This is a genomic window from Boseongicola sp., assembly GCA_014075275.1.
Taxonomy (GTDB): Bacteria; Pseudomonadota; Alphaproteobacteria; order Rhodobacterales; family Rhodobacteraceae.
Genome location: CP046179.1, coordinates 2,344,102 through 2,366,631 on the forward strand (window position 1 = coordinate 2,344,102; position 22,530 = coordinate 2,366,631).

The 22,530-nt window shown below is 56.5% G+C and carries 15 protein-coding genes and 2 pseudogenes; 4 read left to right on the forward strand and 13 right to left on the reverse strand.

What is annotated here, in order from left to right; translation table 11 throughout:
• Positions 1-3: 3 nt before the first annotated feature.
• A complete protein-coding gene (locus GKR98_11795; protein ID QMU58816.1) occupies positions 4-189 on the forward strand; it encodes a hypothetical protein in 186 nt (61 codons plus the stop codon).
• Positions 190-297: 108 nt separating this feature from the next.
• Here the strand turns inward: GKR98_11795 and clpB are convergent.
• Both clpB and GKR98_11805 read right to left on the reverse strand, forming a co-directional pair.
• A pseudogene (gene clpB, locus GKR98_11800) lies at positions 298-2,912 on the reverse strand (ATP-dependent chaperone ClpB).
• A 119-nt stretch (positions 2,913-3,031) separates the two neighbouring features.
• Positions 3,032-3,758: pseudogene (locus GKR98_11805) on the reverse strand (copper homeostasis protein CutC).
• An 81-nt stretch (positions 3,759-3,839) separates the two neighbouring features.
• Between GKR98_11805 and pyrF the strand changes: the two are divergent.
• Positions 3,840-4,562: an orotidine-5'-phosphate decarboxylase gene (gene pyrF, locus GKR98_11810; GenBank protein QMU58817.1), complete on the forward strand. Its 723-nt coding sequence runs from the start codon at positions 3,840-3,842 to the stop codon at positions 4,560-4,562.
• A 237-nt stretch (positions 4,563-4,799) separates the two neighbouring features.
• Positions 4,800-5,396 (forward strand): hypothetical protein, encoded by a 597-nt coding sequence (locus tag GKR98_11815; GenBank protein QMU58818.1) that lies wholly within the window; start codon positions 4,800-4,802, stop codon positions 5,394-5,396.
• Between the two features lie 3 nt (positions 5,397-5,399).
• Here the strand turns inward: GKR98_11815 and GKR98_11820 are convergent, their stop codons facing one another.
• The 8 genes from GKR98_11820 to GKR98_11855 all read right to left on the reverse strand — a co-directional run bounded on the left by GKR98_11820 (position 5,400) and on the right by GKR98_11855 (position 15,953).
• Positions 5,400-6,464, reverse strand: a complete 1,065-nt coding sequence (locus GKR98_11820; protein ID QMU58819.1) for an FAD-dependent oxidoreductase — start codon at positions 6,462-6,464, stop codon at positions 5,400-5,402.
• Positions 6,465-6,571: 107 nt separating this feature from the next.
• Complete coding sequence (locus GKR98_11825; GenBank protein QMU58820.1) at positions 6,572-7,654, reverse strand: BMP family ABC transporter substrate-binding protein; 1,083 nt, start codon at positions 7,652-7,654, stop codon at positions 6,572-6,574.
• A gap of 31 nt (positions 7,655-7,685) precedes the next feature.
• Complete coding sequence (locus GKR98_11830; GenBank protein ID QMU58821.1) at positions 7,686-8,618, reverse strand: ABC transporter permease; 933 nt, start codon at positions 8,616-8,618, stop codon at positions 7,686-7,688.
• Positions 8,619-8,676: 58 nt separating this feature from the next.
• Positions 8,677-9,762 (reverse strand): ABC transporter permease, encoded by a 1,086-nt coding sequence (locus tag GKR98_11835; GenBank protein ID QMU58822.1) that lies wholly within the window; start codon positions 9,760-9,762, stop codon positions 8,677-8,679.
• A gap of 62 nt (positions 9,763-9,824) precedes the next feature.
• The gene (locus GKR98_11840; GenBank protein ID QMU58823.1) at positions 9,825-11,345 is read right to left on the reverse strand and encodes an ATP-binding cassette domain-containing protein; all 1,521 of its coding nucleotides are present in this window, start codon (positions 11,343-11,345) and stop codon (positions 9,825-9,827) included.
• Positions 11,342-12,277, reverse strand: a complete 936-nt coding sequence (gene xdhC, locus GKR98_11845) for a xanthine dehydrogenase accessory protein XdhC (protein QMU58824.1) — start codon at positions 12,275-12,277, stop codon at positions 11,342-11,344. The genes GKR98_11840 and xdhC overlap by 4 nt, the downstream gene beginning before the upstream one ends.
• Positions 12,274-14,601, reverse strand: coding sequence for a xanthine dehydrogenase molybdopterin binding subunit (gene xdhB / locus GKR98_11850; GenBank protein ID QMU58825.1), 2,328 nt, complete (start codon positions 14,599-14,601; stop codon positions 12,274-12,276). Before xdhB ends, xdhC begins: the two co-directional genes overlap by 4 nt.
• Positions 14,598-15,953: a 2Fe-2S iron-sulfur cluster binding domain-containing protein gene (locus GKR98_11855; GenBank protein ID QMU58826.1), complete on the reverse strand. Its 1,356-nt coding sequence runs from the start codon at positions 15,951-15,953 to the stop codon at positions 14,598-14,600. The genes xdhB and GKR98_11855 overlap by 4 nt, the downstream gene beginning before the upstream one ends.
• A 279-nt stretch (positions 15,954-16,232) precedes the next feature.
• Between GKR98_11855 and dnaE the strand changes: the two genes are divergently transcribed.
• Positions 16,233-19,706: a DNA polymerase III subunit alpha gene (gene dnaE / locus GKR98_11860; GenBank protein QMU58827.1), complete on the forward strand. Its 3,474-nt coding sequence runs from the start codon at positions 16,233-16,235 to the stop codon at positions 19,704-19,706.
• 434 nt (positions 19,707-20,140) lie between these two features.
• On the opposite strand, the gene GKR98_11865 is transcribed toward dnaE, so the two are convergent.
• The 3 genes from GKR98_11865 to GKR98_11875 all read right to left on the reverse strand — a co-directional run bounded on the left by GKR98_11865 (position 20,141) and on the right by GKR98_11875 (position 22,516).
• Positions 20,141-20,677, reverse strand: coding sequence for a hypothetical protein (locus GKR98_11865; protein QMU58828.1), 537 nt, complete (start codon positions 20,675-20,677; stop codon positions 20,141-20,143).
• Positions 20,678-20,705: 28 nt separating this feature from the next.
• Complete coding sequence (locus GKR98_11870) at positions 20,706-22,028, reverse strand: MmgE/PrpD family protein (protein QMU58829.1); 1,323 nt, start codon at positions 22,026-22,028, stop codon at positions 20,706-20,708.
• 140 nt (positions 22,029-22,168) lie between these two features.
• Positions 22,169-22,516, reverse strand: a complete 348-nt coding sequence (locus tag GKR98_11875; protein QMU58830.1) for a DUF861 domain-containing protein — start codon at positions 22,514-22,516, stop codon at positions 22,169-22,171.
• Positions 22,517-22,530: the final 14 nt, after the last annotated feature.

Sequence of the window (22,530 nt, forward strand, 5' to 3'; positions counted from 1 at the left end):
ACAATGTGCCTTTCGACGCAAGCCCTTCTTCTGTTCATTACCCTGCTGCCCAAAGAGATTGTTAACCCCAGCTCCGATCAAATCATGATTGCCGCAAACACTGGCACTGTGACGTGGGAAAACTTTGACGGCGAATGGTGCACAGTTGCCCCATTAAAGCGCGCCTCGAGTGAAGGAGCAGAAGAGTAGGTCAATTCTCGTGCTTCTTAGCCGCCGCAGCCCCAGATAAAAGCGTCCGACTTTGGCTCAATGCTGCCGTCGAAAAAGCCCCGCGTGTTGGCGGGGCTTTTTGTTGGGTCAGTGCACGACGGCGTCGTCGGGCGGCTGTCGGTTCGAAGAAGCGACGCGGTCGCCGACGATCAGACCATCAGTTCCGGCGCTGACGGCGATTTTCGCGCCTTCACCGACGTCCCCGGCCAACAACATCTCGGCCAGTTGATCCTGCAGCGCGCGTTGGATGACGCGTTTCAGGGGACGGGCACCGAAGACGGGGTCATACCCCTCATCGGCCAGCCATTTCTTCGCAGGGTCGTCCATTTCCAGTGAGATATTCTGGAGTGCCAGGCGTTTGCGCAGGCGACCAAGCTGGATGTCAACGATGCCGTCCATATCTTCGCGCGTCAGACGGTCGAAGATGATGGTTTCGTCGAGACGGTTCAGGAACTCAGGCCGGAAGTGGGCACGCACGGCATCCATGACATCGCGGCGCGCCTGGCTGGCGTCGGAGCCTTCCGGCATCTGGCTGAGCGCCTGAGAGCCGAGGTTGGACGTCAGCACGATCAACGTCTGTTTGAAATCCACGGTGCGGCCCTGGCCATCGGTCAGGACACCGTCGTCAAGGACTTGCAGCAGGACGTTGAACACGTCGGGGTGCGCCTTTTCGACCTCGTCAAACAACACGACCTGATAGGGTCTACGCCGCACGGCTTCAGTCAGGACACCGCCTTCGTCATAGCCGACATAACCCGGAGGCGCGCCGATCAGACGGGAAACGGCGTGCTTTTCCATGAACTCGGACATATCCACGCGAACCATGGCGCTTTCGTCGTCGAATAGGAATTCGGCGACGGCCTTGGTCAGCTCGGTCTTACCAACACCGGTTGGGCCGAGAAAGAGGAAGGAACCAAGCGGGCGGTTTTCGTCGTTCAGACCGGCGCGGGCGCGGCGGACGGCGTTGGAAACGGCGCGCACGGCATCCCTTTGGCCAATCACACGACAGCCAAGTTCGTCTTCCATGCGCAACAGCTTTTCACGCTCGCCTTCCAGCATCCGTGTGGTCGGGATACCGGTCCAGCGTTCGACAACTTCGGCGATCTGTTCGGGGCGCACGGCCTCTTCGACCATGACATCGCTGTCTTGTTCTTCAGCAGTTTCGAGCTGTTTTTCCAGACCGGGGATCACGCCATAGCTGAGTTCGCCGGCGCGTTGCAGGTTACCGTCGCGCTTGACTTGTTCCAATTCGGCGCGAGCGCGATCGAGTTGTTCCTTCAGATCACGCGCGCTTTCCAGTTTGTCACGTTCGGCTTGCCACTGGGCCGTCATCTCGGACGACTTTTCCTGAAGATCGGAAAGCTCTTTTTCCAGCTTCTTCAGACGGTCTTTCGAAGCTTTGTCATCTTCTTTCTTCAACGCCTCGGCTTCGATCTGCATTTGCAGGATTTGCCGGTCTAGGGCGTCGAGTTCTTCGGGTTTTGAATCTACTTCCATCCGCAGACGCGACGCGGCTTCGTCCATCAGGTCGATGGCTTTGTCAGGCAGGAAGCGGTCGGTGATATAGCGGTGCGACAGCGTGGAAGCCGCGACTAGGGCGGAGTCCGAGATGCGAACGCCGTGGTGGAGTTCGTATTTCTCTTTGATGCCACGCAGGATTGAAATCGTGTCTTCCACGGTGGGTTCTTCGATCACAAGCGGCTGGAACCGACGGGCAAGGGCCGCGTCTTTTTCGACGTGTTTGCGGTATTCATCCAGTGTGGTTGCGCCGACGCAGTGAAGTTCACCACGGGCCAAAGCTGGTTTCAGGAGGTTCGAGGCATCCATAGCGCCGTCGGCTTTACCTGCGCCGACCAGCGTGTGCATTTCGTCGATAAACAGGATGATCTCACCCGCTGCGGTCGTGACTTCGGACAGAACTGCCTTCAGGCGTTCTTCAAATTCGCCACGGTATTTAGCACCTGCAATCAGCGCGCCCATGTCCAACGCCATAAGTTGTTTATTGCGCAGAGATTCCGGCACATCGCCGTCGATGATCCGCATGGCAAGACCTTCGGCGATGGCGGTCTTACCGACGCCGGGTTCACCGATCAGGACAGGGTTGTTTTTGGTGCGGCGGCTGAGAACCTGCATGGCGCGGCGAATTTCTTCATCGCGGCCAATGATCGGATCGATTTTGCCGTCGCGCGCGGCTTCGGTCAGATCGCGCGCATATTTTTCAGCGCATCATAGCCTTCTTCAGCAGACGCGGTGTCGGCGGTGCGGCCTTTCCTCACGTCATTGATGGCGCTGTTCAGAGCTTGGGCGGTCACTGACCCCGCATCCAGCGCCTCTTTCGCTTTGGACTTCACCACGGCCAACGCGGTTAGCAAACGTTCGACAGGCACAAAGCTGTCGCCAGCCTTTTTGGCGATTTTTTCAGCTTCGACCATCACTTTGGCGGTTTGCTGGTCCATGAATGTCTGGCCCGCATCGCCCGTGACTTTGGCGTGTTTGTTGACGGCCTGTTCAACGGCCTGAATGACACGTTCGGGGGAACCGCCCGCCGCTTTGATCAGATTGGCGCTGAGGCCCTGATCATCGTCCAAAAGGGCTTTTAACAGGTGTTCGGGTGCGACCCTTTGGTGGCTTTCCCGCATGGCGATCGTCTGAGCGGCCTGCAAAAAGCCGCGCGATCGCTCGGTGAACTTTTCTAAGTCCATCGGTATCTCCTTCTAATAAGCGCCCGGATAGCTTGCACCCGCTTGGCGGCATGCACTTTGTTGGGCCTTGTCCAAGAAATGGGCGCGGAAGATGTTTTGCGCAAGATCTGGCTGGATAATTATCCGGCTTTTTCGAGTGCAGTTTTCATGGCACGAACTTCGGATGCGCTGGTAGCGATTGGTGCGCTGCCGATAAATCCAAAGGCCAAGTGACGCTCATCGGGGGCAACGGGCGTTGCGCAGGCGGCGTGAACTTCGCGCACCGGCAGAGCATCTGTGATTTGGTGGACCGTTTCCGGGGTAAGCCCTGCACCAGGCATGATGATCAACCGACCGTCAGCGGTTTTCATCATGCGGCGCAAGTGGTCGATACCGTCCAGCGCGGAAACCGTGCTGCCGGAGGACAGAATACGGTCGATGTAAAGGTCGGCGGCTTGATCAACGGCTGCTGTTAGGTCCGGCGCGAGGTCTATGCACCGGTGCAAGGTTGTTTCCATACCATCGGCGGCGGCGATCAGGCGTTCGAGCGCATGAGTGTTGAGTGTTGAGTGTATTGTCCGCATTGCTGACGCCGATGACCACACCGTGAAGACCGCTGGCTCGGGCAACTCGAATGTCAGAGACGGCGGCCTGAAGCTCGGCTTCGGAAAATTGGAAATCACCCGCACGCGGGCGGATCATGGCCATCACGGGAACAGGTGCTTTGGCAGCCTGGGCGATAAGACCCGGTGTTGGGGAAAGACCACCCAGATCAAGCGCAGAGCAGAGTTCGACCCGATCGGCACCGCCTTCGATAGCTGCGGCCAATCCTTCGGGGCTGTCGACACAAACTTCGAGGGTGATCACGGGCGCGCCTCCTTGACAGCGGAAAGTGAGGCGATCATGACCGCGCCAGCATCCGAGTTAAAGCCGAAAGGACCGCCACCCATGTCTGATGATCGTCTGATTGTTGCGCTGGATGTTCCCAATGCGATGGAGGGCATGGCACTTGCGGAGCGGCTGGGCGACGCGGTGTCTTTCTATAAGATCGGGCTGGGGATGTTGACCGGCGGTGGCATGGCCCTGGCGAATGAGCTGAAGGAAGAACACGGCAAGCGGATATTCATGGACCTTAAGCTATTTGATATTGGCGCGACCGTTGAGGCGGCGGTTCGGGGCCTGTCGCAGTTCGATTTGGACTTTCTGACTGTGCATGGTGATCCGCATGTGGTGCGCGCGGCACGAGAAGGCGCGGGTGCGAGCGACATGAAGATACTGGCAGTTACGGTTCTTACTTCGTTAGAGCGGGCGGACCTTGACGCGGCGCAGATCAAAGATGGTGCCATTCCTGACCTGGTGGAAGAACGCGCGGGTCGCGCGTTTGAGGCCGGGGCACATGGAGTCATCGCTTCGCCGCAGGAAGCGCGACGGATACGGGCGTTGCCGGAATCTGAGGGGCGTTTGATCGTGACGCCGGGCGTGCGTCCAGCCGGATCAGACCTTGGTGATCAGAAACGCGTGTTGACCCCAGCAGAGGCCATCGCCGAGGGTGCGGACCATGTTGTGGTTGGCAGGCCGATCCATCGCGCAATGGATCCAAGAGCGGCGGCGCGATCCATTATTGCCGAAATGCAGTCACCACAGGCATCGCACCCCAATAGAGCCGTTTAAGACAGTTCCGAGTATCGAGCGGCCACTGTTGACGACAACTTCCAACAATCAGCCCATGGAACGGTGTTTGTTTACTAATTGCAGACAATTAATTGGGTTATATGCCCGTGGACCCCGGATTCACCACGACCTGTCCCTATTTACGTCACAATTAAAATCACAGTGGTGACTAGTTGGGAAGCCTAGCGTGCGAAAGGGATGCGCGGATGACCATGGCTGCAAAGATCGCCAAACAAGATGATGTCAGCAAAGCTGGTGCAACGGGATTATGCGCAGGTGCCAACCTGCGAACGCCGTGTTGAATTCATGCGTGTTGGCGATTTGGTCGTGACACGGGATGAGGGACTTCAACCCATTCGCATGATCTGGACCCGCACCGTCACAGCGACCGAGATTGCTGCCGATCCCTCGTTGGCACCGATTGCTTTGCGTCCACGTGCCATTGGCCCGATGATGCCCCAGAAAGGGTTGTCGGTGGGTGCTGCGCATAGATTGCTTATTCCGGGGTGGCGCTTGTTGGACGAAGAGGACGGTGAGAATTGTCTGGTTCCAGCGCGCGACATTGCTGGGTTGAACGACAGTTCATTTATTGATCGCGCTGCGGAAGAGGTCACGTATTACAACGTGGTCTTTGACGAACATCTTGTGATCTGTGCCAATGGTCTGCCGGTTGAAAGCTTTGCACCGAATTTGGATTCTATGAAAAAAGCACCGAAGACCGCGCGGCAGGCCTTGCGGGAGACTTTCCCGAAATTTGCGCCAAAGTTCTCGGACTATCCGGCACCGCGCTATAAGATGCGCGAACGTGTGTCATACAACCCGGACTTCGCCTAATCCTTATCTGAACCTTGCAGGAGACAATGCGCGCACCGCATCCATTGGGATGGCCGGTGTGCTGCCTGTGATTGTGGCCGCCAAAAGGTCCGAAGCTGCCGGGGCGGTTTGGAACCCATAACCGCCTTGCGCTGCACACCAATAGAACCCCGGTATCGTTGGATCTTGGCCGATGACCAGCGATCGATCTGGCGCAAATGTGCGCAATCCGGCCCAATTAGCGGTGATCCGTGTGACGGGTTCGGTGACGTGGGGCTGATAACGGGCGATGCCTTCGGCGAGAACCATGTCGTCTGCCCAAGCATCCATTGGTTGCATCGGGTCCTCTTCGGCGGGCGAGATAATCCAGCCACCAGCGTCGGGCTTGGCATACCAGCTTTCGCCTGCACCAAAGAGCATTGGCCAATGGTGCGCATCGTGACCTCCGGGCGCGGCCATACGGGCCATAGAGCGTCGATAGGGTTGCAATCCGAGCGGCGAGACGCCGGCCAAGTCGGCAATGTTGTCTGCCCAAGCTCCGGCAGCGTTGACAATTATGTCAGCCTGAAAGCGTTCAGTGCCCGAAATCAGCGTCCAGCATCCGGCTTTTGTGATCTGTTGGATAGGGGCCGCCGTTCGAATGTTTGCGCCATTGGCGCGGGTCTGCTTCGCATATGATTGGAGGAGTTGATCCGTGTCGATGTCATAAGACCTTTCATAAATCGCCGCATAGGTGACATCGGGTGAAATGATCGGGACAAGACCCCGCGCCCGGTTCGGGCTTATTTCCGTCATATCTATCTGCTCCAGGCTTGCGGCAAAAGCTGCCTCATCACCCGGAAGCGCAACCAACAATATTTTGCGCGGAGACAATACCTCGGCGGCCTCGAGCGCCAGTTTTGAGGCCGTGTTCAAAGTGCGAACGGTTATATTGCCATAGGATTCATCGAACATCGCCGCCGAGCGGCCGCTGGCGTGGTAGCCAACCGTGTTTTCGGCTTCGAATACGGTAACGTCGAAATACGGGGCAAGTTTTGCCGCTGCGGATACGCCAGCAATACCGCCCCCAACTATCGCAACGCGGGTCAACTCATCGCCCGAATGGCACCGGTGAGTTCAGGAAGTAGCTTGAGAACAGGCGACAGATCCGTATTCTTCAGGCCCTTGGATTGTTGATCCGACGGAGGTCGAATTGTTTAGTTTGGAATGTCGCCAACCAGACCTTCAATGTAGAAGGACATGCCAGCAAGCGTTCCGTCATCAGCTACTTCGCCATCTGCCAACCAAGCAGCCCCGCTTTGGGTCTTAATGGGACCGGTGAAGGGGTGATACTCACCCGCCGCCATCGCATCCCGCAAGGCTTCTGCTTCGGCTTTGACATCTGCCGGCACCGCGTCCGTAATCTCGCCAATGCCAACCATGCCCGGGCCAATACCGTCCCAGGTATCTTTGCTTTCCCAGGTGCCATCCATCACGGCCTGAACCCGCGCAATGTAATACGGTGCCCAATCATCAATGATCGAGGATACGCGTGGGAACGGTGCAAATTCCAGCATGTCAGAGGCTTGCCCGAACGTGATAACGTTTCCGGCTTCTTTGGCAGCAGCATGCGGTGCAGTGGAGTCGGTATGCTGAAGAACAACATCAACGCCGTTATCGATGAGCGCTTTGGCAGCGTCTGCCTCTTTGCCCGGATCATACCAGGTGGAAACCCAGATAACAGACATCTCGACGTCCGGGTTCACCTTCTTGGCATGCAAGAACGAAGAGTTGATGCCACGCACAACTTCGGGAATTGGGAAAGACGCGATGTATCCAATTTTGTTGGACTTCGTCATCCGTCCAGCAATATGTCCCTGGATTGCGCGCCCTTCGTAGAAGCGTGCAGAGTATGTGGACACGTTGTCCGCCCGCTTGAAGCCGGTGGCATGCTCAAACTTAACATTCGGGAATTTCGCCGCGACGTTGATAGTCGGATCCATGAATCCGAAGGACGTCGCGAAGATGATATCGGTTCCCTGAAGAGCCATCTGGGTCATTGCACGTTCGGCATCGGCACCCTCGGGCACGCTTTCCTGAGCAATATACTCAACTTTATCGCCAAAGTGCTCGAGCATCTGCTCGACCGAATGATAATGTGCTTCGTTCCAGCCGCCATCATTGGTTGGGCCCACGTAGATAAAGCCTACCTTGACTGGTCCGTCACCATGGCTTCCTGCCATCGCTCCGGTGGCCATAGCCGCCGCAGCGACCGCGGCCAAGAATGTGCGTTTCTTCATTTTGTTCTCCCCATTGGTGTTATCGTGCGCCTCAGCTTGAGGCATGAAATGACCGTCCAAGAGCCGCAGGCGCATTCATTGCCGCGCGGTTCCGGTCGGATGAGATGATAACCAGCACCAGGATGGTTATCAGGTATGGTGACATGGACAAGAGTTCGACAGGTATTGCCACGCCTGCCGCCTGTAAATTAAGTTGCAAAACCGTAATGCCGCCGAAAAGGTATGCGCCCAGAAGAACGCGACCTGCGCGCCAACTGGCAAAAACCACGATCGCCAGAGCAATCCAGCCTGATCCGGCTGTCATACCCTCGGTCCACTGTGGAACGCGCACCAGGCTGAGATAGGCACCGCCCAGACCGGCACAAGCGCCACCAAACGCGATGGCCGACAAGCGCACCAGGATTACGTTATACCCCAACGCATGGGCTGCATCGTGGCCTTCGCCAACGGCACGCAGGATCAGTCCCAGACGAGTGTATTTCAGAAAGGCCCAAACCGCGGCAACAAGGACCAGTGAAAAGTAGACCATCCAGTCGTGACTAAAGATCGCCAAGCCAAGGAAAGGAACGTCTCCTAAAAGGAATATATCCAGTTTTTCGGTCGATGGCGGCAGAACACCGACATAGCTTTGACCCATCAAGCTGGACAGCCCCAGCCCGAACAAAGTGAGCGCAAGGCCGGTCGCAACCTGGTTGGTCAGAAAGATCTGCGTGAGAATTCCAAAAAGCAAGGAAAACACGGCCGCTCCGACGGCGGCGACAATAAATCCGAGCATGGGTGAACCGGACTCAACTGCAGTGATGAACCCACAGATTGCGCCGATTATCATCATACCTTCAACGCCCAGATTAAGGACACCGGACTTTTCAGCGACCATTTCGCCAATCGCCGCCAGAAGGATGGGCGTTGATGCCACCATGAGAGCTGAAATCAACAGAACCGGATTGATAGAGCCAAAATCCATTACGCCAACTCCTTCGTCAGATCGTGGTGTGTGTGTCGTTGATCAATGCTTGGTTGGGTCATGCTGTTGCCTCGCGTCCGAACCGCACCCGGAAATTCGTCAAGACGTCAAAACCCAGCAAGAAGAACAGGAGCATGCCCTGGAAGGCTTGGATTGCTGCTGCGGGCAGTCCTAACGAGGCCTGCGCCGCTTCGCCGCCGATATAGGTGAGAGCCATTAACAAGCCAGCAAGCAGAATGCCGATCGGGTGAAGACGCCCCAGGAAGGCCACGATGATTGCTGTGAAACCGTAGCCGACATTGAAATCGATGCTGATTTGTCCGGCGGGGCCGGCAACTTCGAACATGCCTGCCAAGCCTGCCAAAGCGCCGGATATACCGAGGCAGAACAGGATCAGGCGATTTGGACTGACGCCTGCAAACTTTGCCGCGCGCGGGCTATCGCCGGTCAGGCGGATATTAAAGCCCATCAGATGCCGACTGAGCAGAACGTAAGCAAAGATCACAGCGATGAAGGCTGCCACAACGCCCCAGTGCATACCCCATCCAGCTATCAACTCATCATTGGACGAACTGACATACTGCCTAAGGTTTCTGGAACCGGGGAAGCCTGCACCTTCTGGGTTGCGCAGCAACCCAAGGGCCATAGAAGCCAGGATTTGCTCGGCAACATAGACCAGCAGAAGCGAAACCAGAATTTCGTTGGTGTTAAAGCGTGTTTTCAGGATGCCGGGGATCATCGCCCAGAGAAATCCACCGAATGCCCCTGCTATGATCATCAACGGAAAGATCAGCCAGCGCGCTTCCATCGGGTAAAACGCCAGGCCCACAGCGGCACCAAAGATGGCCCCCATGATATACTGACCTTCAGCACCGATGTTCCAGACTCCGGCTTTGAAGCCAAGACTGAGACCAACAGCGATCAAGATCAATGGACCGGCCTTAACCAGCAATTGACCACGATAGTAGAACGCGAATTCGCCAAAGATCGGATCCCAGAAGATTGTGCGGATCGCGACCACCGGATCCTTGCCCAAAAAGGCAAACAGGAACCCGCCCGCAATCATCGTGGCGATAACGGCGACCACGGGTGTCAGATAACTCCACGTTTGCGACGGCGTGGGACGTTTCTCAAGCCGAACCATGATAAGCCCCTTCTTTCTGGGTGAAATACTCCCGCCGGAGGCAAGAAGTTTTGTTGAACGATTTAGACATGTGCGACCTCCATGCCATGGGCACCGCCCATCATCAGGCCAATCTCATCAATCGTCAGACCCTTGGTGGGTTGTGGATCACTTAGGCGTCCCTCGTTCAGGGCAGCGAACCGACCCGCGACTTCCATCAGTTCATCCAGATCCTGGCTGATAACCACGACCGCAGCACCCTTGGATGCAAGGTCCAAGATGGCCTGACGGATATCGGCAGCGGCACTGGCATCAACGCCCCATGTCGGCTGGTTAACCACCAGAATTTCGGGGTCTTGCAAAATCTCTCGCCCGATGACGAATTTCTGTAAGTTGCCACCCGACAACGCTCTGGCCGCATTGCCCGAGCCGGGCGTGCGCACATCAAATTCCCGAATGACTTCTTCTGCGAAACTGCGGGCTTTGGCCCAGTTGATGAAGCCGTTGGACACCATATTCTTGCGCACCCACCCTGTCAGAGCGGCGTTTTCAACAAGGCTCATGTCAGGCGCTGCTGCGTGACCCAGACGCTCTTCTGGCGCTGCCAACAGGCCCAGTTTGCGTCGTTCATTCGGCCCCAATTGTCCAATTGGCTGGCCATGCATCAAAACCGAGTCGTTTTTGGCCAGCAATTCACCGGACAGCGCCCCAAGCAATTCGTCCTGGCCATTGCCGGCAACGCCGCCGATGCCCAGAACTTCGCCTGCGCGCACTTCCAGCGATATGTTTTTAAGGGACGCGCCAAACGGGTTGGCGGAATTGACGGACAGATCCTTCAATTCAAGTGCGACGTCCCCCAACTCATGGCTGGTCGGTGTCGGAGTCGTCAACTCGGTGCCCACCATCATCTCTGCCAGTTCGCGCGCCGACTTCTCGCGTGGATTGCACGAGCCCACAACCTCGCCCAGCCGCAGGATTGTCGCGCCTTCACAAAGCGTGCGGATTTCCTCCAGCTTGTGCGAGATATAGAGTATCGACGTACCTTCAGACTGTAATTTCTTCAAAGTTTCGAAAAGGATATCGACTTCTTGAGGTGTCAGAACACTGGTCGGCTCATCCATAATCAACAGCTTAGGATCTTGCAGCAGACACCGGATAATTTCGACGCGCTGACGTTCACCTGCGGACAGATCACCGACCAGACGGGTCGGATCAAGTGGCAGGCCATAGGTCTCGCTCACCTCGCGAATGCGCCCAGATAATTGACGCATTGGGGGAGGGTCTTCCATGCCCAGCGCGACGTTTTCAGCCACGTCCAAGGCTTCGAACAACGAGAAGTGCTGAAACACCATCGCGATACCAGTTGAGCGGGCTTCGTGCGGGCTGGTCGGGGCATAAGTTGACCCCTGAAAGCTCATCTTGCCAACATCGGGCTTAACCAACCCATAAACCATCTTCACCAGGGTGGATTTCCCGGCACCGTTTTCACCCAAGAGCGCGTGCACTTCGCCTTTGCCGATGTCGAAGCTAACGTTGTTGTTGGCGACAACACCCGGATAGGCCTTGCGGAGGCCTTCGATTCTAAGAAGTGGTGTATCGCTCATGCCCGTTTCACGTTCATGGCCGTGCCCCCTTTTGCGGTCTTCAAAAATTCTGCGGCGACGCCCAGTGCGATAGCCTGCGGATGCTTACCAAGGCCCGGATCACCGATCGGGCATTGCATACGTTCAATCTGCTCCGGCCCATGCCCCAGGGCTGCCAGCCGATTGCGAAACCGCGCCCGTTTTGTTGCCGAACCGATCAAACCAAGCGCCCCGAAGGACCGCGACAGAATGCGATGGCACAATTCCAGATCCAGTGCGTGACTATACGTCAGGATCAGATGTTCCGCGTGGGAGGGGGCAAGTGACACCAGATTAGCCGGGTTTTCGGCGATCAGTGGTTCGACTTTTGCCGGGATATCGGCGGGAAACCGATTGCGATCGGTATCTGCCCAACAAATCTGTATCCCCGGAAGTGGTTGCAAAGCATGGACGACAGCGCGACCAACGTGGCCTGCCCCCCAAACCCAGACTTCACGCGTCGCGCGCTCAACCGGCTCGATCATCCAACCGTCCCGAATACCGGGTTGGGGCAGCACCCCGCTTCTGCGCGCATCATTCGAGACGCGTCGAACGGACAGTGGCATATCCATTGTTTGACCTGGTAACGGCCGCGGGACTATATCACCTTTGATGGTGTTCAGACGCTCTTGGGTCCAGATTTCGGTCAGGACAGTCACAGAGCCCCCACAACATTGACCCAAGGCGGGCCCAAGCGGCTGTTTGTCGATTTGGTCGTGGCCTGTGGCCAATGCCAGTCTGGCCAGTCGAATGGCCTCGAATTCAAGGGTTCCGCCGCCGATTGTCCCTTCCAGGTCGGTCGCAGTGACCAACATGGCGGCACCAATTTCGCGAGGAACCGATCCTTTGGTGTCGGCCACCACCACGCGTGCGACGGGAGCAAGACGACGAATGTCATCCACTGCGAAAGTCATGACTGCACCCGTTTGACGGCCATCAGTACTGCCTCGGCAGTGGCGGGAGCATCCAGCGATGGATAGTCGGGTCCGCAATGCGCGACGGCGTCGTTCAAGGCCATCAGGGCCGAGATACCCAGCATCAGCGGCGGCTCGCCCACAGCCTTGCTGCGATAGATCGTGTCCTCGCGGTTTTCGCCATCCCAAAGATCGACGTTGAAAATGTCGGGCCGGTCAGAACAGGCGGGAATTTTGTAGGTTGAGGGCGCGTGGGTGCGCAGGCGGCCTTTGTCATCCCAAATAAGTTCTTCAGTCGTCAGCCAGCCCGCGCCCTGAACATAACCGCCTTCGACCTGTCCGATATCCAGAGCCGGGTTCAGAGATGCCCCAGCATCATGCAGGATATCTGCGCGAAGGATGCGGTTTTCGCCAGTCAGAGTATCGATGACCACTTCGGTAACCGCAGCGCCATAAGCGAAATAATAGAACGGCCGCCCGGTGCCCTTGATGCGATCCCAAACGATCTTTGGGGTTTTGTAGAATCCGGTCGCTGACAGGCTGACGCGCGCCATATAAGCATCTGCAACAACGTTATCGAACGTCAATGCCTCGTCGCCGACATGGATCATGCCGCCTTCGAAACGCACACTGGAAGGATCGGTTTGCGCGCGCTCGGCCACAAAAGTCGCCAGACGATCGCGGATGGTATCGCAGGCTGCGCGGACGGCCATGCCGTTCAGATCCGTGCCCGAGGATGCTGCAGTTGCGCTGGTGTTGGGCACTTTGGCCGTGTCTGTCGCGGTGATTTTAACTTTGCCGACATCCACGCCAAAACGCGCCGCTGCCACCTGGGCGACCTTCTGGAACAGGCCTTGGCCCATTTCAGTGCCGCCATGGTTCATGTGTATCGAGCCGTCTTGATAGACGTGCACCAAGGCACCCGCTTGATTGAGGTGAGTCAGTGTGAAGCTGATCCCGAACTTGACTGGCGTCAGGGCCAGCCCTTTTTTCAAAATGGGATTGGTGGCGTTCCAGTTGGCAATCGCTGCCCGCCTTGCGTTGTAATCAGACGTTTCCACCAGTTGATCGGTCAGCTCATGAAGGATGAAGTCTTCGACCGGCATGTGATAGGGCGTCGTCTGCTGGGCAGTGTCATCTGACATTATCGGCCCAGAAGTATCCCCGCCGGAGGCCCCAGCCGCAGGCTGGTAGTAATTCAGGCGGCGCACATCCAACGGGTCACGCCCGACAGCGTGGGCGACGTGGTCCAACACCCGCTCGATGCCGACCATTCCCTGCGGGCCACCAAAGCCACGGAAGGCTGTTCCGGACTGCGTGTTTGTTTTCAGGCGATGAGATTCGATCCGCATGTTGTCGATCAGATAGGCGTTATCGGCATGCAACATGGCGCGATCTGCGACTGGCAGCGACAAATCCATGGACCAGCCACAGCGGCAAAGCTGCAAAAACTCGATACCAGAGATGCGACCCTGTTCGTCGTGCCCGACGCGATAGTTGATACGGAAGTCGTGACGTTTCCCGGTGACCATCATGTCGTCATCACGGTCATAGCGCATTGAACATGATCGACCGGTCAGGCTGGCGATAACAGCGCAGGAAACAGCCAAGTGATTGCCCTGGCTTTCCTTGCCGCCAAATCCGCCACCCATCCGGCGAACCTCGCAACGGACAGCGTTCATCGGTCGACCCAGAGCTTCGGCAACTTTGTGCTGGATCTCGGTCGGGTGTTGGGTCGAGGAATAGACGATCATGTCCCCGCCCTCTTGCGGGACCGCGGCTGCCGCCTGCCCCTCAAGATAGAAGTGTTCCTGCCCGCCTATTTCCATGGAGCCTTCGGTGACAACAGCGGCAGCTGAAACTGCGGCGGCGGCGTTGCCTTTTTCGTAAATGCGCGGGCCGTCTTCGAACCGGCTATCAGCAGCCAGCGCATCGTCCAGGCTGAGAAGTGCTGGAAGTTCTTCGTAAGATATCTCGGCTTGGCGGACCGCTTTGCGCGCCAGCAGATGCGATGTGGCTGCGACCACGAAAATGGGTTGGCCCAGAAACTCAACCGTGCCTTCGCTTAAGAGCGGTTCCGGGCTGGGCGACGGGGAGACGTCGTTTTCGTGTGGCAGATCGCTTGCAGTCAGAACCGCAACTACGCCCGGCGCGGCGCGCACTGCGTCCAAGTTCAGCTCGGTGATGTTGCCATGAGCGACTTCGGAAAGGCCAAATGCCAGATGCAAAGAGCCGCGTGGCAGAGGGATATCGTCGATATAACGCGCCTGACCGGTGACGTGCAGCGGGGCGGCGTCGTGTGGTAACGGTTTGGTAACGCTCATGGTGAGACCTCCAGCACACTGGTCGTCGTTCCGGATAAGTCGTGGAAATAGCGCAGCATCAGGTTTTCGGCAGAGGCCAGACGATAGTCGGCACTGGCACGCATATCCGTGAGCGGCGTGAAGTCATCGCGCATTTTCTGTGCCGCTCTTTCGGCTGTTTCTGCTGACCACGGTTGGCCGACGAGCGCCGCCTCGACATTTGCAGCGCGCATAGGCGTGCCTGCCATACCACCGAATGCGATCCGCGCGTCGGTGACAGTGCCATTGACTACGGTAACATCGAAGCAACCGCAGACCGCCGAGATGTCCTGATCAAATCGTTTGGAGATTTTGTAGCACCGCAAGGCAGGAGCCGATTTGGCAATGGTTATGGCTTCGACGAACTCACCGGGTGCGCGGTCTTGTTTGCCGTATTCGACGAAGAAATCTTCTATTGGCATTTCGCGGCGCTTGTCACCTTTGCGAAGATGCAAGGTCGCGCCCAGCGCAATTAGGGCTGGAGGGTTGTCGCCTATGGGCGAGCCATTGGCGACGTTGCCACCGATGGTGGCGGCCTGGCGAACTTGCTCGGACCCATACCGACGGACCATTTCGGCATAGGATGGGTGCCAGTCACGTAAGTGAGGCAACAGCGTTGCCATGGTCACCCCGGCACCGATGCGCACGGTTTCACCATTGTCTTCGATGTTTTGCAGATCACGGCAACGGTTCAGAAAAGCGACGTTGTCGAGATCTCGCAGGGACTTGGTGACCCACAGACCCACATCGGTTGCTCCAGCGATGAGAGTGCCATTTGGGTTTGCCTCGTACCAGCTGGCCAGTTCATCAGACGTTTCCGGCGCGAAGGCCTGAGATTGAACTGTTGGCAACTTATCCCGCATCCATACGGGAACTGGTGCATCTGATGCTGATTCTGCGGCCCGGACAATAGGGGCGTAGCCTGTGCAGCGGCACAGATTGCCGGCCAAGACATCGTCATGATCCTGGCGACCATTCAGATGGCCAACACCCATGGAAACGATGAAACCCGGCGTGCAGAAACCGCATTGGGACCCGTGCTTTTCAACCATCGCTGATTGAACCGGATGCAATGCTCCGTCTGGGCCAGATATCCCTTCGACGGTGCGCACTGATTTTCCATGGAGCTGAGGCAGAAACAGGATGCAGGCGTTCAACGCGCGCGCGCCGCCTTCGTCAGTCACCATAACCGTGCAGGCCCCGCAGTCGCCTTCGTTGCAGCCCTCTTTGGTGCCAGTCAGGCTTTGCGTTTCGCGCAGCCAATCAAGCAAGGTCACGGTCGGCGCACTATCGACGTGCACAGTTTCTCCATTCAGAGAAAACGTAATGTCCATGTGAAGTCCTGCCGCGTTACCCGAAGATCAAAAGGCCGTTGCGCGCCGTCGATGCGGCGTAGAGAGCGCGCTCCTTTGGTCTGCTCAGGATTGAAGCCGCTCGGGCCGTGGTTTGGCAAGACTTAAAGTTAGCTGTGCGCCCGAAGCTGTCTGCGGAAATTTTTGATAATGGGGACTTTTCTTTTGATTTTCCATCATATGGCATTTGCCTTCGGCGAATTGTCGTCGACAGGATTGATTGCGCTTTCGCAGCTTGGCCAGCGACAATAGAGTTTGGGTATGAACAATGACCCCCGATTCATTCACCTGCGCGTCCACACCGAGTATTCGCTTTTGGAAGGCGCTGTGCGTCTGAAAAAATTGCCCGCGATTTGTCAGAAGATGGAAATGCCGGCAGTTGCGGTGACCGATACCAACAACATGTTCGCCGCTTTGGAGTTTTCGGTGTCTGCGTTAGATGCCGGCGTGCAGCCCATTGTCGGCTGCCAGGTTGACCTGGCTTATGAAGTTGCTGGACCCGGCGAGAAAGCAGTGCCACCTGCGCCGTTGGTGTTGCTGGCGCAGAATCGTTCCGGCTATGAGGGGCTGATGCGATTGAATTCGGCGCTATATATGCGCGAGGCGGATTGGCCGCATGTGACCATGGAAGAGTTGGCCGCGAATTCCGAGGGGATTATCTGTTTAACGGGCGGGCCGGACGGGCCGATTGGGCGGACATTACGTGCCGGGCATGACGGCAAAGCCAAATTATTGATTTCGCGATTGGCGGAGATCTTCGAGAACCGGCTGTATGTCGAGCTGCAACGCCACCCGACCGAAAACGGTGAATCGCCTGAGGCTGAGCGGTTGAGCGAAGCACCGCAAGTCGCAATGGCTTATGAGCTTGATCTGCCGCTAGTCGCGACCAACGATGTCTATTTCCCGAAAACCGAAATGTATGAAGCCCATGACGCGTTAATCTGCATCGCGGAAGGGGCATATGTCGATCAACAGGCGCCCCGGCGGCGGCTGACGCCTCAGCACTATTTCAAGACACCCGCCGAGATGGCAACGCTTTTTGCGGATTTGCCCGAGGCGTTGGAAAACACGGTTGAGATCGCAAGGCGATGCGCATTTGGGGCCGAAAGGCACGACCCGATTTTGCCGAAGTTTGCCGATGATGAGATCGAAGAATTGCGGCGCCAATCCAAGTTGGGTCTGGACGAACGCTTGGCAGCGATTGAACCGGCAGCACCGCGCGAGGAATACGACAAACGACTGGAGTTCGAGCTGGGGATTATCGAGGGGATGGGGTTTTCCGGATACTTCCTGATCGTTGCGGACTTTATCAAATGGGCCAAGACCAACGACATTCCTGTGGGGCCTGGTCGAGGCTCGGGCGCAGGATCGCTGGTGGCCTATGCGCTGACAATCACGGACCTTGATCCGCTGCGCTATTCACTGCTGTTTGAGCGGTTCCTGAACCCGGAACGCGTGTCGATGCCTGACTTCGATATCGACTTTTGCATGGATCGCCGGGAAGAGGTTATCCGCTATGTGCAGGAAAAGTACGGGCGTGATCGCGTGGGCCAAATCATCACCTTTGGCGCTTTGCTGTCGAAGGCGGCTGTGCGCGATGTAGGCCGCGTGTTGCAGATGCCCTACGGGCAAGTCGATCGGCTTTCAAAGTTGATCCCGGTTGAGGGTGTGAAGCCTGTCAGCATTGAAAAGGCATTGGCGGACGAGCCCCGGCTTCGCGAAGAGGCGAAGGCCGAGGAGGTTGTTGAGCGGCTATTGAACTATGGTCAACAGGTGGAGGGGCTGTTGCGGAATGCCTCGACCCACGCGGCTGGTGTTGTGATTGGCGACCGGTCGCTGGACAAGTTGGTGCCGCTTTACCGCGACCCGCGCTCTGACATGGCGGCGACGCAGTTCAACATGAAGTGGGTCGAGCAGGCCGGTTTGGTGAAGTTCGATTTTCTAGGGCTGAAGACGCTGACGGTGATTCAGAACGCGCTGGATTTGCTGGCCGAACGTGATGTCGAGATCGACATCGGGGCGATCCCGCTGGATGACGAGAAAACTTACGAGCTGTACGCCAAGGCGCGCACGGTGGCGGTGTTCCAGGTGGAAAGCTCGGGCATGATGGACGCGCTTCGGCGCATGAAACCGACATGTATCGAAGACATCGTGGCACTGGTGGCGCTTTATCGCCCCGGCCCTATGGAGAACATTCCGCAGTATTGCGATGTTAAGAACGGTCGGGCTGAACGTGAGCGGCTGCATCCCACCATCGATCACATTCTGGACGAAACGCAGGGCATTATCGTCTATCAGGAACAGGTGATGCAGATCGCCCAAGAGATGGCCGGGTATAGTCTTGGCGGTGCGGATTTGCTGCGGCGTGCGATGGGTAAGAAAATCCAAGAGGCGATGGACGCCGAGCGTCCAAAGTTTCTGGAGGGCGCTGCTAAGAATGATGTCGACAAGAAGAAAGCGTTGGAGGTTTGGAACCTTCTGGATAAGTTCGCCAACTACGGTTTCAACAAATCCCACGCGGCGGCTTACGCGGTGGTCAGCTATCAAACCGGGTGGCTGAAAGCGAATTATCCAGTCGAGTTTATGGCTGGCGTCATGAATTGCGATCTGCACTTAACTGATAAGCTGGCGACCTATGCCGCCGAGGTGCGTTTGCCGGAAGAACGCGGAGGGCTTGGGCTGGAGATTGTGCCGCCCTGTGTGAATCGGTCGAGTGCGCGGTTCTCGGTGATTGACGGCAAGCTGGTTTATGCTTTGGGGGCGCTAAAGAACGTCGGCGTGGAAGCAATGCGGTTGATCGTCGAGGCGCGCGAGGACAAACCCTTCGTCAATGTCTTCGACATTGCACGTCGGTGCGATCTGAAGCGGATCGGGAAGAGGCCGCTGGAAATGCTCGCGCGCGCTGGGGCCTTTGATCAGCTGGACCCGAACCGTCGCCGGATGTTCCAATCTCTGGATGCGCTTGCGGCTTATTCGGCCGCGATCCACGAACAACGGGAAAGCGCTCAGGTGTCACTGTTTGGCGAGGCGGGAGATGATTTGCCAGAGCCGAGGCTATCTCCGGTCGATGATTGGATGCCGAACGAGCGGCTGGCGGAAGAGCAGATCGCGATTGGGTTCTATCTGTCGGGGCATCCGCTGGATGATTATGCCAACGCATTGAAAAAGAAGAACTGTCTGACACTGGCGGAATTGCAGACCAAGGCCGAGGCTGAAGGTGGCGCAGTGGCGCGTGTTGGGGTGATTGTCTCGGCGCTGCAGGAACGGAAATCGGGGCGAGGCACGCGGTTTTTCCGTATGAATATTTCGGACCCGACCGGCCAGGTTTCGGGGATGGCGCTGTTCCCGGATGACTTCGATACCGTGCGCAATGTGTTTGATCAGACGACACAGGTCGTCATGACACTGGAGGCACGGTTTAATGAAGGGCAGTTTGATCCGATTGCGCGAGGTGTGACACCGATTGATGGTGTGGTCGGGACAGTGGCTGCCGGGTTGAATGTGATGATTGACACCGATGAGGCCGTGCCGTTGATCCAGTCCGTGTTGCACCGGTTCCGTGATGATGGGTCAGTTAAGACCAAAGGTGAAATCTGCATTACCGCTCTGGATATTCTTTTGGGCGACACGCCACAGGATGTACCTGTGCCAATAGGCGACAACTGGCCAGTATCGCCGAAAATCAAAGGGGCGCTAAAGTCTTTGCCCGGTGTGGTTCTGGTTGAGGATACTTAACCAAGACGTCCAGCCTGAAAGATAAAAAGGACTTGCAATCGCGCAAGTGTCGCTGCCCGAATTCTCTTACATCGGTTGAAGTTTACTCATGACTTGAGAACGACGAGCGCTCTTGCTCTGAATTGTTGGCAGAGCCAATACCCCTGCCCTCGGATTCGGGAATTACCGCAAAAACGTTCACGTATTGTGCGTTGAGCCCCTGATTTCCCAGCTCGAACAGCGGCAAGATGATCGGATCGCAATCGTCTGGAATAAACTCGGGCGCAGTACCAATGGCGCAAGTGCGAATGCCTCCAACTGGCTGGTCACCTCGAACCCCAAATGAAAAACTCGGCGTCGTCCAGGATTGCAGGTCTGATTTTCATTTCGCTGCCCATATGCCGAGTGGTGATGGACCCATAATCGCTGACGTCAGAAAGTTTCTAAATCGTACCTTAGTCGATGTCGCGACTGGTCAACTTGTTGTAGTTGTCATCGGTGAATTTTAGCTCTTCACCGCTTTTGATATCAAATATTGACCGATCGACTGTGGTCAACTCGCCCAAATATACGTGAATGCCGCAGCAAGGTTCAGGGCTATCGCAACCGACGGCATGAATGGCATCAGGACCGATCTGCAAAACATTTCCCGCGGTAAGCTGCACCTCGCTGACTTTATGCATCGCACCGGTATCATCTGTTTCGTAAAATTCGTTCCGTTCCGCTCCGCGATAGACACCAATGGTTGCCAGCATCTGATGATCATGTGCCGGTACGGTATGACCGGGCATGAAGCGGCAGTGCCAGATGGAAATCGTCTCGTCCTCGAAGAGTATGACATCGTTTTCTTCGAAATCGGGCATCATTTTTGAGAGTTGCTCGGGTTCAGAGACGGTTTTTTTGAGAATATCCTTGATAGCTCCATTCGCGTTAGCGCCTGTTGCGGCGCCACGCAGGTCGTTCACGAGTTTATCCAGATCAAAGCGTTCCATGGAATCCTTCAATTCAGTAGGCACAGGGTCACGTTCGCATCAGTGCAACGACTTCCGCGGCCGATGGGGCATTGGCAGGGTCTGACAATATCTTAACAAATTTTTCCTGCGCACTCTTCGATACGATCCGGTCAGTGAAGTGACAGAACTTATCCATCAATTCGTTGTCTGAGAGCGGAGCATCGTGGTTTCCACGAGCTGCAAACCGGCGCGACCTTTTCTTTTGGCCATCGCTGAGGACCACTGAAACATCGGCGAAGCGTTCACCCGGGAATACAGCGTTGTATTCTTCGGATTCGGCAAATCGCACTTTGTCGACGAGTTGCCAGACTTCAGGCTTGTCAAAAACTTCTGGCAAGACATGCTCGGGCAGGACAGTTCCATGCAATGCCGCCAAAGCAACGGTCAATGGCAAACTATATTGAGCCGAGTCGCCATCTGTTGGACGGCGGGTATCCAGTTTTGTGGCCTCACGGAACGTCGTGATAATGATTTCTTCGATCTGGTCGACCGGGACATCGCTGCCGGACATCAACGCACCAATGCCTTCAATAGCTGGATGCGCCCAACGACAGACCGGGTAGGCTTTGAAGTTGGTTTCAAGAATGCGCCAGGATTGGCCGAGATCCGTCCAAAAGGACTCAACGTCTGCGGATTCGCATGTAATTGCAGGCGCACCAGTAAATCCGTCCTCGGCCAAGTCAGCTGCGGAAATGCCCGTCATGGCCCCCCAACTGCTGCTGTCCTTGACCATGGTCGGAAATTCGATACAGCGCATCATTTGTGCGCGCGGTCCGAAATACTCTGCAATACCAATAGCTTGTCTGGTCTGATATGCGGAGAATCCACGAAGTCGCGCCGCGATTGCCGCACATCCTAAAGAGTTCCATGCCCCTGAGAAATGATAGTCGGGCACACTGGAATGCAAAGAAAGGCCCGCGCGGATTGCGATTTCCTCGCCGACAATCAAATGAGTCAGCAAAGCCTCGAGCGGGCCGTCAGCGGCATTGCCAAGTTCGGCGAACAAGGCCGGCACGAGCGCGACCGACGCGTGACCTTTGCAAAGTTGGTGTCCATCGTGTCCATCAATTGCATCAATGGTGACGGCCCCAGCAAAGGCCAAGCCAACGGGATTCACCTTGCGCCCGTCCAGCGGCATAGGAATTTCGCCAGGGTATCTGCGCGCCACGTGGTTTCTGGCGATCTTGCTGGGTTTCGAAGAGAGACCAGAAATCCAGACGCCTAATGTATCAAGCAGACAGCGGCGGGCCATATGCATAACATCATCAGGTACGTCTGCGGGCGTCAAACGATGAATGAAGTCATTCGTGGTTGCTGTCTGATCGAACATTTTTACCAATCTTTTGTGTCAATTAGGTCTGACGTGCTTTCTCCAAATTCAATCGCACACTGAGCCCTGCTGTCAAACAATAGGTTTGTGCGCCTAGGTCTGAGGTCGTCCCTTTTGAATGCAAAAAGTAGCTTTGAATCTTATTTTTCGTCCCATCTGACTTGCGCGGCCCGATTAGCGGCGGAGTTGAAGGTGTCGTGATAGGCGTAACTGTTTTTGATGGGTTTGGAGATTGTCCAGTCGGCGCTGGCGCCTGCCTGGACAGTCAGCGTGTCGCCGCTTTGAAGATCAACAGTCGTGCCATCCGAGAACTTCAAGTCTGCAGCGCCCTCGTGCACATACATCGTAACCGTGCGGTCGTAGTTGTGGCTGAAGGTCGGATCCGCACATTCCCAGATCTCCCAGCCCGCAATCTTGCGCTTCGTATCCTCGGTGGCCTTGCGGCGTTTGAACTGTTCTGCGTCCAAAAGACGATCGGTGAGTCTCATGTCATATGGTCCTT